The sequence below is a fragment of the Amycolatopsis sp. cg13 genome (assembly GCF_041346965.1).
Classification (GTDB): Bacteria; Actinomycetota; Actinomycetes; order Mycobacteriales; family Pseudonocardiaceae; genus Amycolatopsis.
In genome coordinates this window covers 8,462,040-8,477,027 of the sequence record NZ_CP166848.1, presented here as the reverse complement: position 1 = coordinate 8,477,027, position 14,988 = coordinate 8,462,040, and the positions used below count along the sequence as shown (strand labels likewise).

The 14,988-nt window shown below is 69.0% G+C and carries 15 protein-coding genes; 10 read left to right on the top strand and 5 right to left on the bottom strand.

What is annotated here, in order from left to right:
• Nucleotides 1-4 precede the first annotated feature (4 nt).
• From AB5I40_RS39710 to AB5I40_RS39690, 5 genes are all read left to right on the top strand, one after another.
• Nucleotides 5-1,270, top strand: a complete 1,266-nt coding sequence (locus AB5I40_RS39710; protein ID WP_370935290.1) for an ATP-binding protein — start codon at nt 5-7, stop codon at nt 1,268-1,270.
• A gap of 466 nt (nt 1,271-1,736) precedes the next feature.
• On the top strand, nt 1,737-3,119 hold the full coding sequence (locus AB5I40_RS39705) for an amino acid permease (protein ID WP_370940702.1): 1,383 nt from the start codon (nt 1,737-1,739) through the stop codon (nt 3,117-3,119).
• The gene (locus AB5I40_RS39700) at nt 3,116-3,892 is read left to right on the top strand and encodes a carbon-nitrogen hydrolase family protein (RefSeq protein WP_370935289.1); all 777 of its coding nucleotides are present in this window, start codon (nt 3,116-3,118) and stop codon (nt 3,890-3,892) included. The genes AB5I40_RS39705 and AB5I40_RS39700 overlap by 4 nt, the downstream gene beginning before the upstream one ends.
• Nucleotides 3,889-5,583: a flavin monoamine oxidase family protein gene (locus AB5I40_RS39695; protein WP_370935288.1), complete on the top strand. Its 1,695-nt coding sequence runs from the start codon at nt 3,889-3,891 to the stop codon at nt 5,581-5,583. Before AB5I40_RS39700 ends, AB5I40_RS39695 begins: the two co-directional genes overlap by 4 nt.
• A gap of 106 nt (nt 5,584-5,689) precedes the next feature.
• Nucleotides 5,690-6,319, top strand: coding sequence for a TetR/AcrR family transcriptional regulator (locus AB5I40_RS39690; protein ID WP_344287083.1), 630 nt, complete (start codon nt 5,690-5,692; stop codon nt 6,317-6,319).
• A gap of 206 nt (nt 6,320-6,525) precedes the next feature.
• On the opposite strand, the gene AB5I40_RS39685 is transcribed toward AB5I40_RS39690, so the two are convergent.
• Nucleotides 6,526-7,236: a TetR/AcrR family transcriptional regulator gene (locus AB5I40_RS39685; protein ID WP_370935287.1), complete on the bottom strand. Its 711-nt coding sequence runs from the start codon at nt 7,234-7,236 to the stop codon at nt 6,526-6,528.
• Between the two features lie 69 nt (nt 7,237-7,305).
• Here AB5I40_RS39685 and AB5I40_RS39680 point away from each other — a divergent pair, with 69 nt between their 5' ends.
• The 3 genes from AB5I40_RS39680 to AB5I40_RS39670 all read left to right on the top strand — a co-directional run bounded on the left by AB5I40_RS39680 (nt 7,306) and on the right by AB5I40_RS39670 (nt 8,939).
• Nucleotides 7,306-8,172, top strand: a complete 867-nt coding sequence (locus AB5I40_RS39680; RefSeq protein ID WP_370935286.1) for an alpha/beta fold hydrolase — start codon at nt 7,306-7,308, stop codon at nt 8,170-8,172.
• Nucleotides 8,173-8,265: 93 nt separating this feature from the next.
• The gene (locus AB5I40_RS39675) at nt 8,266-8,682 is read left to right on the top strand and encodes a hypothetical protein (RefSeq protein ID WP_370935285.1); all 417 of its coding nucleotides are present in this window, start codon (nt 8,266-8,268) and stop codon (nt 8,680-8,682) included.
• Nucleotides 8,683-8,753: 71 nt separating this feature from the next.
• A complete protein-coding gene (locus tag AB5I40_RS39670) occupies nt 8,754-8,939 on the top strand; it encodes a DUF5302 domain-containing protein (protein ID WP_344287092.1) in 186 nt (61 codons plus the stop codon).
• A gap of 440 nt (nt 8,940-9,379) precedes the next feature.
• Here the strand turns inward: AB5I40_RS39670 and AB5I40_RS39665 are convergent, their stop codons facing one another.
• The 4 genes from AB5I40_RS39665 to AB5I40_RS39650 all read right to left on the bottom strand — a co-directional run bounded on the left by AB5I40_RS39665 (nt 9,380) and on the right by AB5I40_RS39650 (nt 13,370).
• On the bottom strand, nt 9,380-10,453 hold the full coding sequence (locus AB5I40_RS39665; RefSeq protein ID WP_370935284.1) for a Glu/Leu/Phe/Val dehydrogenase dimerization domain-containing protein: 1,074 nt from the start codon (nt 10,451-10,453) through the stop codon (nt 9,380-9,382).
• A 147-nt stretch (nt 10,454-10,600) separates the two neighbouring features.
• The gene (locus AB5I40_RS39660) at nt 10,601-11,800 is read right to left on the bottom strand and encodes a kynureninase (RefSeq protein WP_370935283.1); all 1,200 of its coding nucleotides are present in this window, start codon (nt 11,798-11,800) and stop codon (nt 10,601-10,603) included.
• A complete protein-coding gene (locus AB5I40_RS39655; RefSeq protein ID WP_370935282.1) occupies nt 11,797-12,588 on the bottom strand; it encodes a tryptophan 2,3-dioxygenase in 792 nt (263 codons plus the stop codon). The genes AB5I40_RS39660 and AB5I40_RS39655 overlap by 4 nt, the downstream gene beginning before the upstream one ends.
• 8 nt (nt 12,589-12,596) lie before the next feature.
• The gene (locus AB5I40_RS39650) at nt 12,597-13,370 is read right to left on the bottom strand and encodes a PaaX family transcriptional regulator C-terminal domain-containing protein (RefSeq protein ID WP_370940701.1); all 774 of its coding nucleotides are present in this window, start codon (nt 13,368-13,370) and stop codon (nt 12,597-12,599) included.
• An 88-nt stretch (nt 13,371-13,458) separates the two neighbouring features.
• On the opposite strand from AB5I40_RS39650, the gene AB5I40_RS39645 reads away from it, so the two are divergent.
• The gene (locus tag AB5I40_RS39645) at nt 13,459-14,163 is read left to right on the top strand and encodes an SDR family NAD(P)-dependent oxidoreductase (protein ID WP_370935281.1); all 705 of its coding nucleotides are present in this window, start codon (nt 13,459-13,461) and stop codon (nt 14,161-14,163) included.
• Nucleotides 14,160-14,987: an enoyl-CoA hydratase family protein gene (locus AB5I40_RS39640; protein WP_009081491.1), complete on the top strand. Its 828-nt coding sequence runs from the start codon at nt 14,160-14,162 to the stop codon at nt 14,985-14,987. The genes AB5I40_RS39645 and AB5I40_RS39640 overlap by 4 nt, the downstream gene beginning before the upstream one ends.
• Nucleotide 14,988: the final 1 nt, after the last annotated feature.

Genomic DNA, 14,988 nt, shown 5'->3' with positions numbered 1-14,988 from the left:
CGGGGTGCGCCGCCGGATCGTGACGCTCACCGTCCTCGCTGCGGTCCTGGCCACGAGTCTGTTCGGACTGCCGCTCGCCGTCGGGGCGCTGTGGTACTTCCGCACGCACACCACGTCCGCGCTGGAGCGCGCAGCCGACGGCGCGGCCGTCGTGGTGTCCGACGCGCTCGCCGCCGGCGAGCCCTTCCAGGTGCCGGACAACGAGGACGGCGCCGAGGTCGGCGTCTACGACCCGAAGGGCCACCTTCTCGCCGGAGAAGGCCCGCCCGTCGCGGACGACGTCGTGCGCGGAGTCGGCGCGACCCGCAGCGACATGCTGAACCAAAAGGTCGGCGACGAGGACGTGCTGGCCGTGCCAGTGCTGACCGGAGCCCGCCTCACCGGCATCGTGCGCGCGGCGCTCCCCCGGTCCGCGCTGACCCGCGACGTCGGCATCACCTGGCTGGTGATGGCCGGGTGCGCGATCGGCGCGGTGCTGGCCAGCTGGCTGGTCGCCCGCCGCATCGCCGCGCGGCTGACCCGTCCGCTGGAGGACCTTGCCTGCGCTGCCGCGCGCCTGGGCGAAGGCGACTTCTCCGCCCGCTCCCGACGCTCGGCGATCCCGGAAATAGACCGGGTCGGCGCGGCTCTGGACGTCACCGCGACCCGCATCGGCGAAACCCTGGAACGAGAGCGCGCCTTCTCCGCCGAGGCGTCACACCAGTTGCGCACCCCGCTCGCCGGACTGCGCCTGCAACTCGAATCCGCCCTGGAAACTCCCGGCCGCGATCCCTACGCCGCGGTGCGCGCCGGAATCACCGCCGCCGACCGGTTGGAACGCACCGTCGAAGACCTGCTCGCGCTGTCGAGGGAACGCCGCACCCCTCGCGACGAACTGGACCTCACCGCTCTCCTGGCCGAGCTGACCGACCACCCGCTGCCCGACCACCGCCAGCTCCGTTTGGAAATCACCGATCCGCCACCAGTCCGCGCATCGGCCCCCGCGGTCCGGCAAGTGCTTGCCGTCCTGCTGGACAACGCACTGAACCACGGCGAAGGAACCATCACCGTCCGAGCCCGCGACGCCGGCGGCGCCCTGGCCGTGGACGTCGTCGACGAAGGCCCAGACCTCGGCGAGCGCGACCCCTTCGCCGACCACACCCCCGGCGGCCACGGCATAGGCCTCCGGCTGGCCAGAAGCCTGGCCGAAGCCGAAGGCGGCCGATTGCGCCTTTCCCGGCCCGATCCGCCGACGTTCACGTTGCTGCTTCCCGAAGCGCCCGCTTCCTGACCCAGCCGGTAGCAAACAGCCGCCGTTCGCCTCCCGAAGCTCTTCCGCCTCGAACTGGCTTCCGGCCGGTCTGCCTGGCAGCTCGACGTCGCCAGTTCCCACCGATTACGCGCACGGTGATCGGACAGCGCGGTCGCAGTACCGCCAAGCCGCCAGTCCACAGCTCCTCACCAGCCGATCCGCGCAGGTAAACCCACCGCCGCGAACCGCCGGGACCGATCACTTACAGTCATTCCCGGCCCGGAACCCCGAACCTCTCCGGGCCGCACCACCCCGCCGAAACCGACCCCGAGAGCGCAATGAATCACCCCTCAGCACCCGCAATCCACAACAGAACGCGGTTCTCGGGGCAATTTTCGATCGATACCGTGGCTCGAAGTCGACAGTGGCGTCACAATGAATCGCTAGGAGCCGCCCGGTGAGCACCACCTCCTCCAGTCCTGCGCGCGGGAGGCTCGCCTCGGCGATGCTGCGCCGCAAACCGGTCACCGATCTGGTGGCCGAGGCGGATCACGGTCCGTTGAAGCGGTCGCTCGGGCTCAGCCAGCTGACGATGCTCAGCATCGGGGCCACCCTGGGCAGCGGGATTTTCGTGGTGCTCGGCGAGGCGGTCCCGGTGGCCGGGCCCGCTGTCGTGGTCTCGTTCGTGCTGGCCGGGATCACCGCGTTGTTCTCCGCGCTTTCCTACGCCGAGCTGGCGGGCATGATCCCGCTGTCCGGCTCCTCCTACTCCTACGCGTACGCGACGCTCGGCGAGCTGATCGCCTGGGTGTGCGGCTGGTGTTTGGTGCTGGAGTACGGCGTCTCGGTCGCGTCCGTCGCGGTCGGGTGGGGGCAGTACGTCAACGAACTGCTGCACCTGGCGTTCGGCGTCACGTTGCCGGAGGCGCTCAGCGGGCCGCCGGGTGACGGTGGGCTCGTCAATATTCCGGCGATTGTCGTGGTGCTGCTGGCGATGGTGCTGCTCCTCTCCGGCGCGAAGGAGAGCGCGCGGGCCAACGCGATCATGGTCGTCGTGAAGATCGGCACGCTGATTCTGTTCTGCGCCATCGCGTTCACCGCCGTCCGGGCGCAGAACTTCACTCCGTTCCTGCCGCTCGGGCTGGCCGGGATGAGCGCGGGCGGGGCGAAATTGTTCTTCTCCTACATCGGGTTCGACGCCGCTTCCACCGCCGGCGAGGAGGCGCGCAACCCGCAGCGGGACCTGCCGCGCGCGATTTTGCTGTCGCTGGCCATCGTGACCGTGCTCTACTGCCTGGTCGCGTTCGCCGCGGTCGGCGCGCTGCCCTGGCAGGAGTTCGGCGACAAGCAAGCCGCGCTCTCGCACGTGCTCACCACGATCTCGAGCAACCCGCTGTGGGCCATCCTGCTCGCGATCGGCGCGATCGTGGCGATCTCCAGCGTCGTCCTGACCGTCCTTTACGGACAGACACGGATCCTCTTCGCCATGTCCCGCGACGGACTCGTGCCGAAATCGCTGTCCACAGTGCATCCGAAGACCGGCGTGCCGCGCACCAACACGCTCGTGGTGTCCGGGTTCGTCGCGGTGCTCGCGGCCTTCATCCCGCTCGGCAAGCTCGCCGACGCCACCAGCATCGGGACACTGTTCGCGTTCGGGCTGGTCAACATCGCCGTGCTGATCCTGCGCAAGCGCCGTCCCGAAGCCGAACGCACCTTCCGCGTGCCGTTTTCGCCGGTTACGCCAATCCTTGGCGTGGCATGCTGTGCCTACATGATGTTCAGCCTCGACGGGGCGACCTGGATCGTGTTCGGCGCGTGGATGCTGCTCGGCCTCGTCATCTACTTCGGCTACAGCATCCGCCGCTCGCGGCTCGCGGAGGTCCGATGATCATCGCCGTCCACCAAGGACCGCACGACCGGCTGCCCGAGGCAATGGCCGCGGCGGCGGAGCGCGGCGCCGAGCTCATCGTGACCGCCGAGATGGGCACGACGGGGTACAACATCGGTGCGAAAGCCGTCGCCGAGCTGGCAGAACCGGCGGACGGACCGCGCGCGGCCGAGCTGGGGGCGTTGGCTGCCAAGCACCAGATCGGGCTGGTCTACGGCTATCCCGAGCGCGACGGCGACGCGGTGTACAACTCGACGCAACTGCTGTCCGCGCAAGGGGAACGGCTTGCGAACTACCGCAAGACCCACCTGTTCGGCGACCTCGACCGCGACCAGTTCTCGCCCGGCGACGAGCCGGTGGTGCAGGCCGAGTTCAACGGCCTCCGCGCTGGCCTGCTGATCTGTTACGACGTCGAGTTCCCCGAACTGGTCCGCGCGCACGCCCTTGCGGGCACGCAGGTGCTGCTCGTTCCCACCGCCTTGATGCGGCCGTACGAGCGCGTCGCCGACTTGCTCATTCCGGTTCGTGCGCACGAAAGCCAGCTGTACGTCGTGTACGCGAATCGCTGTGACACCGAAGGCGAGCTGAGCTACTGCGGACGCTCAACAGTCGCGTCGCCGGATGAAGTCGTCGCGAAGGCCGGGCCGGACGAAGAGCTGCTCTTCGCCGACCTCGACCCCGCTGTGCTCGCCCACGCGCGAGCCGAAACCCCGTACCTGGCCGACCGACGGCCGTCGATGTACCGCTCTCTCACCGAAGGACCCCGGGCATGACCTCCGCAGTTCCCGCCGCGATCCACGCCGAGGAACCGGCCGGCAGGCCGATCACGATGTTCGGCCCCGATTTCCCGTTCGCCTACGACGATTACCTCGCGCATCCCGCCGGGCTCGGCACCGTGCCGGAGCAGGCGCACGGCACCGAGGTCGCGGTGATCGGCGGCGGCCTCTCCGGCATCGTGGCCGCTTACGAGCTGATGAAGCTCGGGCTGCGGCCGGTCGTGTACGAGATCGACGGGATCGGCGGACGGCTGCGCACGCACCACTTCCCCGGGCTGCCCGACGACGTCGTCGCCGAGATGGGCGCGATGCGGTTCCCGCCCGCGTCGACGTCACTGTTCCACTACCTCGACACGGCCGGGCTGGAAACCGTGCCGTTCCCGAACCCGCTTTCGCCCGCCACACCGAGCACGGTGGTCGATCTCAAGGGCCGCAGCCATTACGCGCGCACGCCCGAAGATCTGCCTGACGTGTACGGCGAAGTGGCGAAGGCGTGGCAGCGCACACTCGACGAGCACGCGTCGTTCGCCGAGATGCAGACCGCGATCCGCAATCGCGACGCCGCGACGGTCAAAAAGATCTGGAACGAACTGGTGCCCCGGCTCGACAACCAGACCTTCTACGGATTCCTATGCGATTCCCCGGCCTTTTCCTCGTTTCAGCATCGCGAGATCTTCGGGCAGGTCGGATTCGGCACCGGCGGCTGGGACACCGACTTCCCGAACTCGATTCTCGAAATCCTCCGGGTGGTCTATACCGGCGCGGACGACGAGCACCGCAGCATCGTCGGCGGCAGCGGGCAGCTCCCGAAGCGGCTGTGGGAGCACGTCCCGGACAAGCTCGCGCACTGGCCGTCCGGCACGAATCTGGCCGCACTGCACGAAAACGGCCAGCCGCGACCAGGTGTCACCCGACTGCACCGCACCGCGCCGAACAACATCACCGTCACCGACGAGTCCGGCCACATCCGCACGTTCGGCGCCGCGGTGTTCACCGCGCAGAGCTGGATGCTGCTGTCGAAGATCGAATGCGACGAGGCGCTGTTCCCGATCGACCACTGGACGGCCATCGAGCGCACGCACTACATGGCTTCCTCCAAGGTGTTCGTGCCCGTCGACCGCCCGTTCTGGCTCGACCCGGACCCGGTCACCGGCCGCGACACGATGAGCATGACGCTCACCGACCGGATGCCGCGCGGCACTTACCTTCTCGGCGACGACCCGGACCGGCCCGCGGTGATCTGCCTGTCCTACACGTGGGCCGACGATTCGCTGAAGTGGCTGCCGCTTTCTGTGTCCGACCGCGTCGAGGTGATGTTGCAGTCGCTGCGCGAGATCTACCCCGGCGTCGACGTGCGGCGGCACATCGTGGGCGACCCGGTGACCGTGTCGTGGGAGGCCGAACCGCATTTCATGGGCGCGTTCAAGGCGAACCTGCCCGGGCATTACCGGTACCAGCACCGGCTTTTCACGCACTTCGTGCAGGATTCACTGCCCGAGCGCTACCGAGGTTTGTTCCTCGCGGGCGACGACATCTCGTGGACGGCGGGCTGGGCCGAGGGCGCGGTGCAGACCGCGCTCAACGCGGTGTGGGGCGTGCAGCGGCACTTCGGCGGCGCGAGCGATCCGGCGAATCCCGGTCCTGGCGACCGGTTCGAGGACCTCGCGCCGATCGAACTTCCGGACTGAGCGGGGCAGTCAAGCGATACCGCGCGGTAGCAGCCGAACGTGTTTCCGCTGCGACATTCCGCCCGGTTAATCCGCCTTTCTGAACCGATCATGCCAAACTGATGCCATGAGCACCGATCCGGCGCCGAAGTGGCGGCGACTCGAACCGGACGAACGCAAAGAGCAGATCTACGCCTGTGCGGCGAGACTGTTCGGCGAACGTCCGTATTCGCAAGTTTCCACTTCGGACATCGCGGCCGAGGCAGGCGTGGCCCGCGGGCTGATCAATCATTATTTCGGAACAAAAAGGGAGTTGTACCTCGAAATAGTTCGACGCGCGCTTACCGTACCGCGGATTGCGGTGCAGATTCTGCCGGACGGACCGTTGGAAGTGCGCGCGGACGCCGCCATCGACTGGCTGCTCGACATGGTGCGCGGGCAGGAGAAACTGTGGCTCGCCGCGATCGCACCGGAGGGCATCGGCCGCGATCCGGAGGTGGACCGGATCGTCGCCGAGGCCGACCGCGCGTCGGCCGACCGCGTGCTGGAGGCGGTCGGGCTGTCCCGCGAAAGCGCGCACGGCGAGGAGCTGAACGCCGCAGTGCGCGCGTTCGCCGGCATGGTGAAGGCGGCGGGCCGCGAGTGGCTCGTGCACCGCTCGCTGGACCGGCACCAGGTCCACACGCTGCTCACGATGTCGCTCGTGACCGTGGTGGGCCAAGTGTTCCCCGCGATCCAGCATCCGCCCCAGCACTGAGGTACCCGGAAGGAGAACCCCCGGCACCACGAGGGGGGAGGAAAGTGCCGGGGGTCCCTTCCGGAGGCCGGGCCCCCGGTAGCTGTCCACGCTACGCCGGGAAAGCGTCGAATCGGTGTCGGTCGGCGCAGCGGCCGCCCGACTTTTCACCATGACCACGCGGACGGCCCAGCGTGAACGCCCGGGCGGGAGCAATTTCGCGAATTTCACCCGTTCAGCTGGGCCAATCTGCAGGTGAGCCCGTCGAGGCACCGGCGGATCGCGAAGTCGAACAGTCGCGGATGGTAATCGGCCGCCGCTTCGGGGTCGCTGAGCAGCTCTTGCATCGAGCGCCCGAACGCGGCCATGCCGGGCAGGTCCTCGCGGTCGCGGTAGGAGGCGTACTCCTCGGTGTTGTCCAAGCGCAGCGCGAGGCTGCAGTCGCGGTCGTCCTCCAGCGCGACGTACTGGCACGCAGTAGTGGTGAGGATGGTGTAGGCGAGCGAGCTCTCTTCGCCGAAGCCCGCGTCCAGCAGGATCCGCACGCCGCGGTCCACCGTGGGCGTCGCCGCCGCCACCGACGGGCCGAACGACGCCATCCGGCGCGCGGTGCCCGGGTGCTTGCGCAGCAGCTCGCGCAGGCCGGTCAGCAGTTCGACGAACCACTCCTGCCACTCCAGCCCGTCGTCGGGCAGCCGCAGCTGGCCGACGACCCGGTCGAGCACCGCGCACACCACCGCGTCCCGGTCCCCGACGTGGTGGTAGACGACCGCCGGGTACGCGCCGATCGCGGCGGCCAGCTGCCGCAGCGTCCAGTTTTCCAAACCGCGTTCGACGGTGAGCTTCACCGCCGCGTCGATCACTTTTTTCGCGGTGACCGCGGGGAGCCCGGCGGCCGAACGGGACCGGGCGCGCTGTCCGGCACGCGGAGTCGGCATGCCGTGCACCGTAACCGGGAACCCGCCGGCTCGGCCACACGCGGTTCCGCGCTGCGGCATGATCGGGGCATGCCACGCGCACAGGCCAACGGCCTCGAACTCGAGTACGACACATTCGGCGATCCGGCTGCCCCGCCGATCGTCCTGGTGATGGGACTCGGCGCCCAGATGATCACCTGGGAGGAGGGATTCTGCGCGCTGCTCGCGAGCCAGGGTTTTCACGTGGTGCGCTTCGACAACCGCGACGCGGGCCTGTCCACCTGGTTCGACGAGCTGGGCGCGCCGGATCTCCCCGGGATCGTGACGGGCACCGCCCCGGCGCCGTACCTGCTGTCGGATCTCGCGAACGACACCGTCGGGCTGTTCGACGCGCTCGGTTTCGCGAAGGCGCACGTCGTCGGCGCTTCGATGGGCGGGATGGTCGCGCAGCAGCTCGTGCTCGACCACCCGGACCGGGTGCTGAGCCTGACTTCGATCATGTCGACGACCGGCGACCGGTCGGTCGGCCAGATCTCGCCCGCGGCGCTGGCGACGCTCACCAAGCCGGTGCCGGAAACGCGCGACGAGCAGATCGCGCTGAGCGCCGCGAACTACCGCGTGACGGGGTCGCCGGGCTACCCGGCCACCGAGGAATACCTGCTGCGCAAGGCAACCCGGAACTACGACCGGGGACGGCACCCCGCCGGGATGCAGCGGCAAGCCGCCGCGGTCATGGCGTCGGGCGATCGTACTGAACGACTGCACAACGTCCAGGTGCCGACGGTCGTGCTGCACGGCGACTCCGACGTGATGATCGACGTCAGCGGCGGGAAAGCCACCGCGGCGGCGATCCCGGACTCGGAACTGGTCATCATCCCGGGCATGGGGCACGACCTGCCGGAACCGCTCTGGCCGGAGATCGTGGCCGCGATCGTCCGCGCGACCGCCCGCGCCTGATCGAGGTCAAGAAGCCGTCAAAAACGAGCGCCGGGGCGTACGGAACCTGTCCGCGCGCCCTCGTTTACGCGCCCGCGCGGGGTGCCATGGGGCATGCGTACTGAAGGACGGCTGGTCGGCGGGTTCGGTTTCCCGCTCGGTTGTGTGGCGGTGGTGGCGGCCGCGATCGCGGCGAGGCTCGCTACTGCGCATCCCGGTTTTGCCGTGGCGGCCGTGGCGATCGCGGTCGGCGCAGTGGCAGTGATCACGACTCCGCTCGCGGCGGCCGGAGTGGCCGCGGTGGGGTGGGCAGTGCTAGCCGGGTTCGCCTACGGCCGGGCCGGCGAGCTGCTTTTCGACGCGGCGACGGGGTGGGTCGCGGTGATCTTGGCTGGTGCGGCCGGGTTCGGGCTTGTCCTCGGCGCCGGATGGCGCACCGTTCAGCGGGTTCGCCCGGTCTTCGCCGAGGCTGTCGTGCCGGAGCCGCGGAAGGCTGTCGAAGCTGGCCACCGCCGGGTGGCATCACTCTGAAATGGCTCGCCAACGTGCGCGAAGGGCGCCAGGCTGACGGGGTATCACGTCGTCACCTTCGGAGGTCAGCCATGAGTGAAGCGCAACCGGCACCCAGCGACGGGGAGGGCGACGTCAAGCGGAAGTTCCGCGAGGCGCTCGAGCGGAAGCAGGCGAAGTCCCGGGAAGGGGCCGCGCACGAGAACGCCGGGCAGCAGGGGCAGCATGCGCATGGACCTGCTGCTAACAAGCGGACTTTTCGGCGTAAGAGTGGCTGATCGCCGCTCTTCTTAGTGAGTTCGTGGGTGCGTGGGGGCGCCCCGAAGCTTGATTGTGACTACGGTCTGGGGTTGCTTGTCAAGGCGGGAAAGATGCCTTGACAAGCAACCCCAGACCGCGTTTTGGCTTCGTATCGGGGTGCGGGGGTGGTGTGGGTGCCTCGATGGTTGAGTGCACTGGCTGCGGTTCGCGATTGGGGCTAACGCCCCAATGTGGCATTGGGTGCATGCGACGCACCGAACGCCACATTGGGTGCGTCAGATGCACCCAATGCCACATTGGGGCGCATCCCGGCGACAGCAGGCGGGCGGGTCCGTGAAGGGTTCCTTGAGGGAATCTGATTCCTTCAAGGAGCCCTTCACGGACCGGTCGATGGTCGTGAGGGGAACCCTGAGGGAATCAGATTCCCTCAGGGTTCCCCTCACGTCCGTTTGCCTTGCTACACCGTGAGGATCGAGCGCAGGCGGCCGACGTCGGTCATCCGGCGTTCGGCCAGGCGGTCGGCGGCGGCAGCGGGAGGCACGCCATCGGCCTTGGCCAGTTCGTACACCGCCTTCGTGGTGTCGAAGATGGCCGCCGTTTTGCGCTGGGCGCGGGCGAAGTCGAAGCCGTGCCGTTCGTCGTCGACCTGGATTACGCCGCCTGCGTTGACCAGGTAGTCGGGAGCGAACAGGATGCCGCGGTCGTCGAGCAGCTTGTCGACGCCGGGGTGGGCGAGCTGGTTGTTCGCCGCGCCGCAGACGATTCGGGTTTGCAGGGCGGCCACGGTCTCGTCGGTGAGCACGCCGCCCATCGCGCACGGGGCGAAGACGTCCAGTTCGGCGCCGATCATGGTGTCCACATCGGACACCACCTCGACACCGGGGTAGGCCGCGCGAGTGCGTTCGACCGCGCTGGGTGCGACATCGGTGATCACTACGTGGGCACCAGCTTCGACCAGGTGGCCGACGAGGATGTGGCCGACCTTGCCGACCCCGGCCACGCCGACGCGGCGGCCGGTCAGTTCGGGGACGCCCCAGACCTGGTCCGCCGAAGCGCACATTCCCTGGTACACGCCGAAAGCGGTGAGCACGGAGGAGTCGCCGGCCCCGCCGTCTTCTGGGGAGCGGCCGGTGGCGTGCCGGGTCTCGCGGGCGACGACGTCCATGTCGCGCACGTAGGTGCCCATGTCGCAGGCGGTGATGTACCGGCCGCCGAGCGAATCCACGAACCGGCCGAAAGCGCGCAGCAGCGCTTCGGACTTCAGCGTGTTCGGGTCGCCGATGATGACGGCCTTGCCGCCGCCGAGGTCGAGTCCGGCGAGTGCGTTCTTGTACGCCATTCCCTTGGAGAGCGCGAGAACGTCGTCCAGCGCGGCGTCTTCGGTGGCGTAGGGGTAAAACCGGGTGCCGCCGAGGGACGGGCCCAAAGCGGTGGAGTAGATGCCGATGATGGCTTTCAGCCCGCTGGCCTCGTCGTGGCAGAACACGACTTGTTCATGGCCGCTGTGCCGGCCGAACACGCCTTCGGTCACGGTGGTGACTCCTTTGTCTCCCACGCGGCTCGTGGCCGCGCAAATGTGTGAACGGTGCGCACCGGAGAGCGGGGGTTGCCCGCTCACTGGTGCACACCGTCAACCTACTTCGCCGTTCTCCGTGCCACCACCCGCATCCCGGGAGCTTCACCCCAGATCCGCGACAGCTTCCCGAAGTGTGGAAATCGCGGTCTCGAGCTGTTCATCCGACAGGTACGGCGCCGGGCCGAACCTGAGGTAATGGCCCCGGCTGTCGGTCCGGACGCCGCGCGCGGCCAGGCGTTCGCACAGCTGTCCGGCGACCGGGCTGCGCAGCGAGAGGAAGCCGCCGATGCCGTCGAGCGGGGTTTCTCGATCGCGGGTGACGACGTCGTCGGGGAGACCGAGGTCGTCGAAGCAGCGGGCGAGCAGTCCGACTTGGTGCTGCGACACCTCGCGCAGGAACTCGGCGGTGAGTCCTTCGTCGGCGAAGAACCGCTGCACCCGCACACCGCGGTAGTGGCTCGACGGGTCGTACGTGGCTCCGGCGAACCGGTCGCCTCCGGGGGCGTAGGCGACTTCGTCTGGTCGGCGTTCGTCGGCGAGAGCACCGAATTCCGCGTACCACCCGGTAATCACCGGGCGCAGCTCTTGCGCGTGCGCGGGCAGGCGCAGGAAGCAGTTGCCCTCGCCGAGTTGCAGGTATTTGTAGCCGCCGCCGAGGACCCACGCGTTGGTGAGGCCGAGGTCGTGCAGCGGGAACGGGACCGCGCCGACCGCGTGGTAGGCGTCGACGACCAGCTCGACCGAGCGGCTCCGGCAGGTTTCCGCCAGGTGCGCGAGGCCCGGCACGATCCAGGACGTCTCGAACAGCACTGCCGACGTGAGCACCGCGGCGGTGCGGTCGTCGACCTGGTCGGCGAGCCGTTCGGCCAAAGTGGCCACGGGCGCGGCGGGCACGCGGACGACCTCGACACCCTCCTCGGCCAACCGGGTGAGCTGACGGCGCAGAGTGTGGAATTCTCCGTCCGTGGTCACCAAACGCGGCCGCTTCCGCAGCTCGATCGCGGACAGAAAGCGCAGCACGAGCTCGTGCGTGTTCTGGCCGAGCGCGTAATCACCGTGCGGATCGGACAGCCACTGCCGGAATCCGTTCCGCAGCTCGTCGGCCTTCGCGAACGCCCGGCCCCACTTCTCGTCCACCTCCTCCGCGGCGTCGGCGAACGCTTCGCGCAGGCCCTCTTCGGCGACGTCCGGCCAGGCCTGGTGCGAATGCGCGGACAGCAGCAACCGGTCGGCGACACGGAACCGCGAGTAGTGCGGGGCGAGCGCGTTTTCCTTGGCGCGCAAGGATTCCATTGTGGTCACAACCGGCTCCGGACGGCCCACAGGTCCGGGAACATCGGGTTGAACAGGGTGGTGCGCAGGTAGGTCGCGCCGGACGAGCCGCCGGTGCCGGTCTTGTCGCCGATCGTGCGTTCGACCATCTTCACGTGCCGGTAGCGCCATTCCTGCAGGCCCTCGTCGAGGTCGACCAGCGCCTCGGCGAGCACCGACGGGCCGCCGTCGTCCTGGTACACCTTCAGCAGCACTTCCTGCAGCTCCGGCGACGCCTCGATCGGCCGGGTGACGTCGCGGTCGGTGGCCACCGGGTAGCCCTTTCCGGACAGATACGTGAGGAACGAGTCGAACACCGACGGACGGCGCATCGCGTCGGCGATCCGGGTGCGCTGCTCGCCGCCGTCCGGGTAGTGCGCGAACACGCGCTCGTCGCGGCGGCCGAGCACCGCCTCCAGCTCGCGGAACTGGCCGGACTGGAAGCCGCTCGACGCGTCGAGGCGGGCGCGGAAGCTGGTGAACTGGCTGGGCGTCATCGTCTCCAGCACGTCGATCTGCGCGACCACCACCTTCAGCACGGTCAGGATGCGGCGCAGCGTGCGGATCGAATGCGCGGTGTTGCCCGCTTCGAGGTTCTCCTGCAGGAACGCGGCCTCGTGCAGGATCTGCTTGAACCACAGTTCGTAGACCTGGTGGATCACGATGAACAGCAGTTCGTCGTGTTCGTCCGAGCGCGTGCGCTGTGCGGAGAGCACCTCGTCGAGCGCCAGGTAGGACGTGTAACTCAGCGCGGCTTGCGTGTCGTCGGTTCCGGCCATCGGGTTCCTCATCTCGTGGACAGGGTTCGGTCGAAGTGGCGCTGCGCGGGTGGCGCGAGCGCCGAATACAGGTCGTGGAACAGCTTGACCGCGGCGTCGCGGGTTTCCGGCGCCGGGATCAGTTCGGACGGCAATTCCGGGTCGAGCGAAGGAAATTCGCGATAGGTGTGCACCAGGCGGGTGCGGACGGCGAACGCTTGCGCGTCGCTGAGATCGCCTGGACAGTCGCCGAATTCGACGACGAACGCGGCGTAGCGGGCGGACAGTCCGTCGAGGTCCCAGGCCCGTCCGGCGAGCCGGCGCACGTCCAGGGCGGCGGACGGCGTGCCGAGCATCAGCCCGGCGTGCTCGGCGACTTCGAGTTCGGCGAGCACCGCGAGCACCTCGGCCTCGCGGTCGTGCGGGGCGAGCCAGGTGCCGTCCTGGACCGGGCCGAAACCGAGAAAGCGCAGCCGCCGCACCAGCCGTTCGCGGGATTTGCGGCGGGTTTCCGGGATGTTCTGCCACAACACGGTCCAGGTCCCGGCCGGTTCGTCGCGGCGGCCGAGGCCGAAGATCCGCCGGTCGCCGTCGTCCAGCAGGGCGACCGTGCGGGCGGTCAGCGAGTAGTGCACCAGTCTGCCCTCGCGATGCCGGGACAGCAGGCCGCGGCGCACCAGCCGGGTCAGCGCGATCCGGGCCGCGCCGTCGGAGAACCCCAGCTCGTGCAGCAGCGCGACGAGGCCGCCGGACCACACGCGCTTGCTCTCGCGCGGGCGCACGTAGCTGCCCAGCAGCGTCATCACGAGCTCCTGGGGCGTGCGAGCGGGTTCGGTGTCGGGCACGAGGCAACTCTATACACCTCAGCCCGCTGCAGTGTAGCTTTCGGGAGTGAGCAGTTTTTCGGACCGAGTTGTCGTGGTCACCGGCGGCACGCGCGGCATCGGCGCGGCCGTCGCCGAACGGTTCCGCAGCGCCGGCGCGACAGTGCACTCCCCCGGCCGCGCCGAGTGCGACGTGACCGACGAGGCCGCCGTCCGCGCGTACTTCGCCCAGCTCGGACCGGTCGATGTGCTGGTCAACAACGCTGGCGTGTCGTCGAGCGCGCCGCTGGCGAAGACGGGGCTCGACGATTGGCGCGGCCAGTTCGAGGTGAACGCGACCGGCGCGTTTCTGTGCACCCGCGCGGTGTTGCCGGGGATGCGCGAGCGCGACTTCGGACGGATCGTCACGGTCGCGTCGACGGCGGGCTTGGCTGGCGCGCGCTATACGTCGGGCTATACCGCGTCGAAGCACGCGGCGGTCGGCTTGATGCGGGCGGTGGCGGCAGAGGTGGCTGGCACCGGCGTCACGTCAAACGCGGTGTGTCCGTCGTTCGTCCGCACCGACATGACTGCGACCTCGGTGGCCCGGATCCGCGAACGCACCGGCCGCGACGAAGCCGACGCGGAAGCCGCGCTCGCCGCCGCCTCCCCGCTCGGACGGCTGCTCGAACCCGGCGAAATCGCTTACGCCGTGGAGTTTTTCGCCGCCCCGGAGGCGGCCGCGATCAACGGACAGACTCTCGTACTCGACGGTGGAGGAATCCAGAAATGAGCCCGTTCCGCGCCAGTGTCCCGCTCACGAAATCGTGGGAGCACTTCGAGTTCACCGTGGACGACGGGGTCGCGACGGTGACCTTCGACCGTCCGGAAAAGCTCAACGCGCTCACCTTCGACGTCTACGCCGACCTGCGCGACCTCGTCGCCGAATTGCCGCATCGCGGCGACGTGCGGGTGCTCGTGCTCACCGGGAAGGGCCGCGGATTCTGCTCGGGCGGCGACGTCGAGGAAATCATCGGCGAGCTGCAGAAAATGGACACCGCGGAACTGCTCGAATTCACCCGGATGACCGGCGCGGTGGTGAAAGCGATGCGCGAAACGCCGATCCCGATCATCGCGGCGATCAACGGCGTCGCGGCGGGTGCCGGTTCCGTCCTCGCGCTGGCGAGCGATTTCCGGCTGCTGGCCGAATCGGCGAAGTTCGCGTTCCTGTTCACGAAGGTCGGCTTGGCGGGCGCGGACATGGGTTCGGCGTACCTGCTGCCGCGCCTGGTCGGCCTCGGGCGCGCGACGGAATTGCTGATGCTGGGCGACAAACTCCCCGCCGCGCGCGCCGAAGCGATCGGGCTGGCGAACCGCGTGGTGCCGGACGCCGAACTGGCCGACGAGGCCGCCGCGCTGGCCCGGCGGCTCGCGGACGGCCCGGCGCTGGCGTACTCCACCACGAAGGTGCTGCTGACCCGCGAACTCGACAGCGACCTCGGCAGCTCGATCGAACTGGAAGCCATCACGCAGGCGTTGTTGATGACCGCCAAGGACCACAAGGAGTTCTACGCCGCCTGGGCCGCCGGTCGCAGTCCGCAGTGGACCGGCCGCTGAC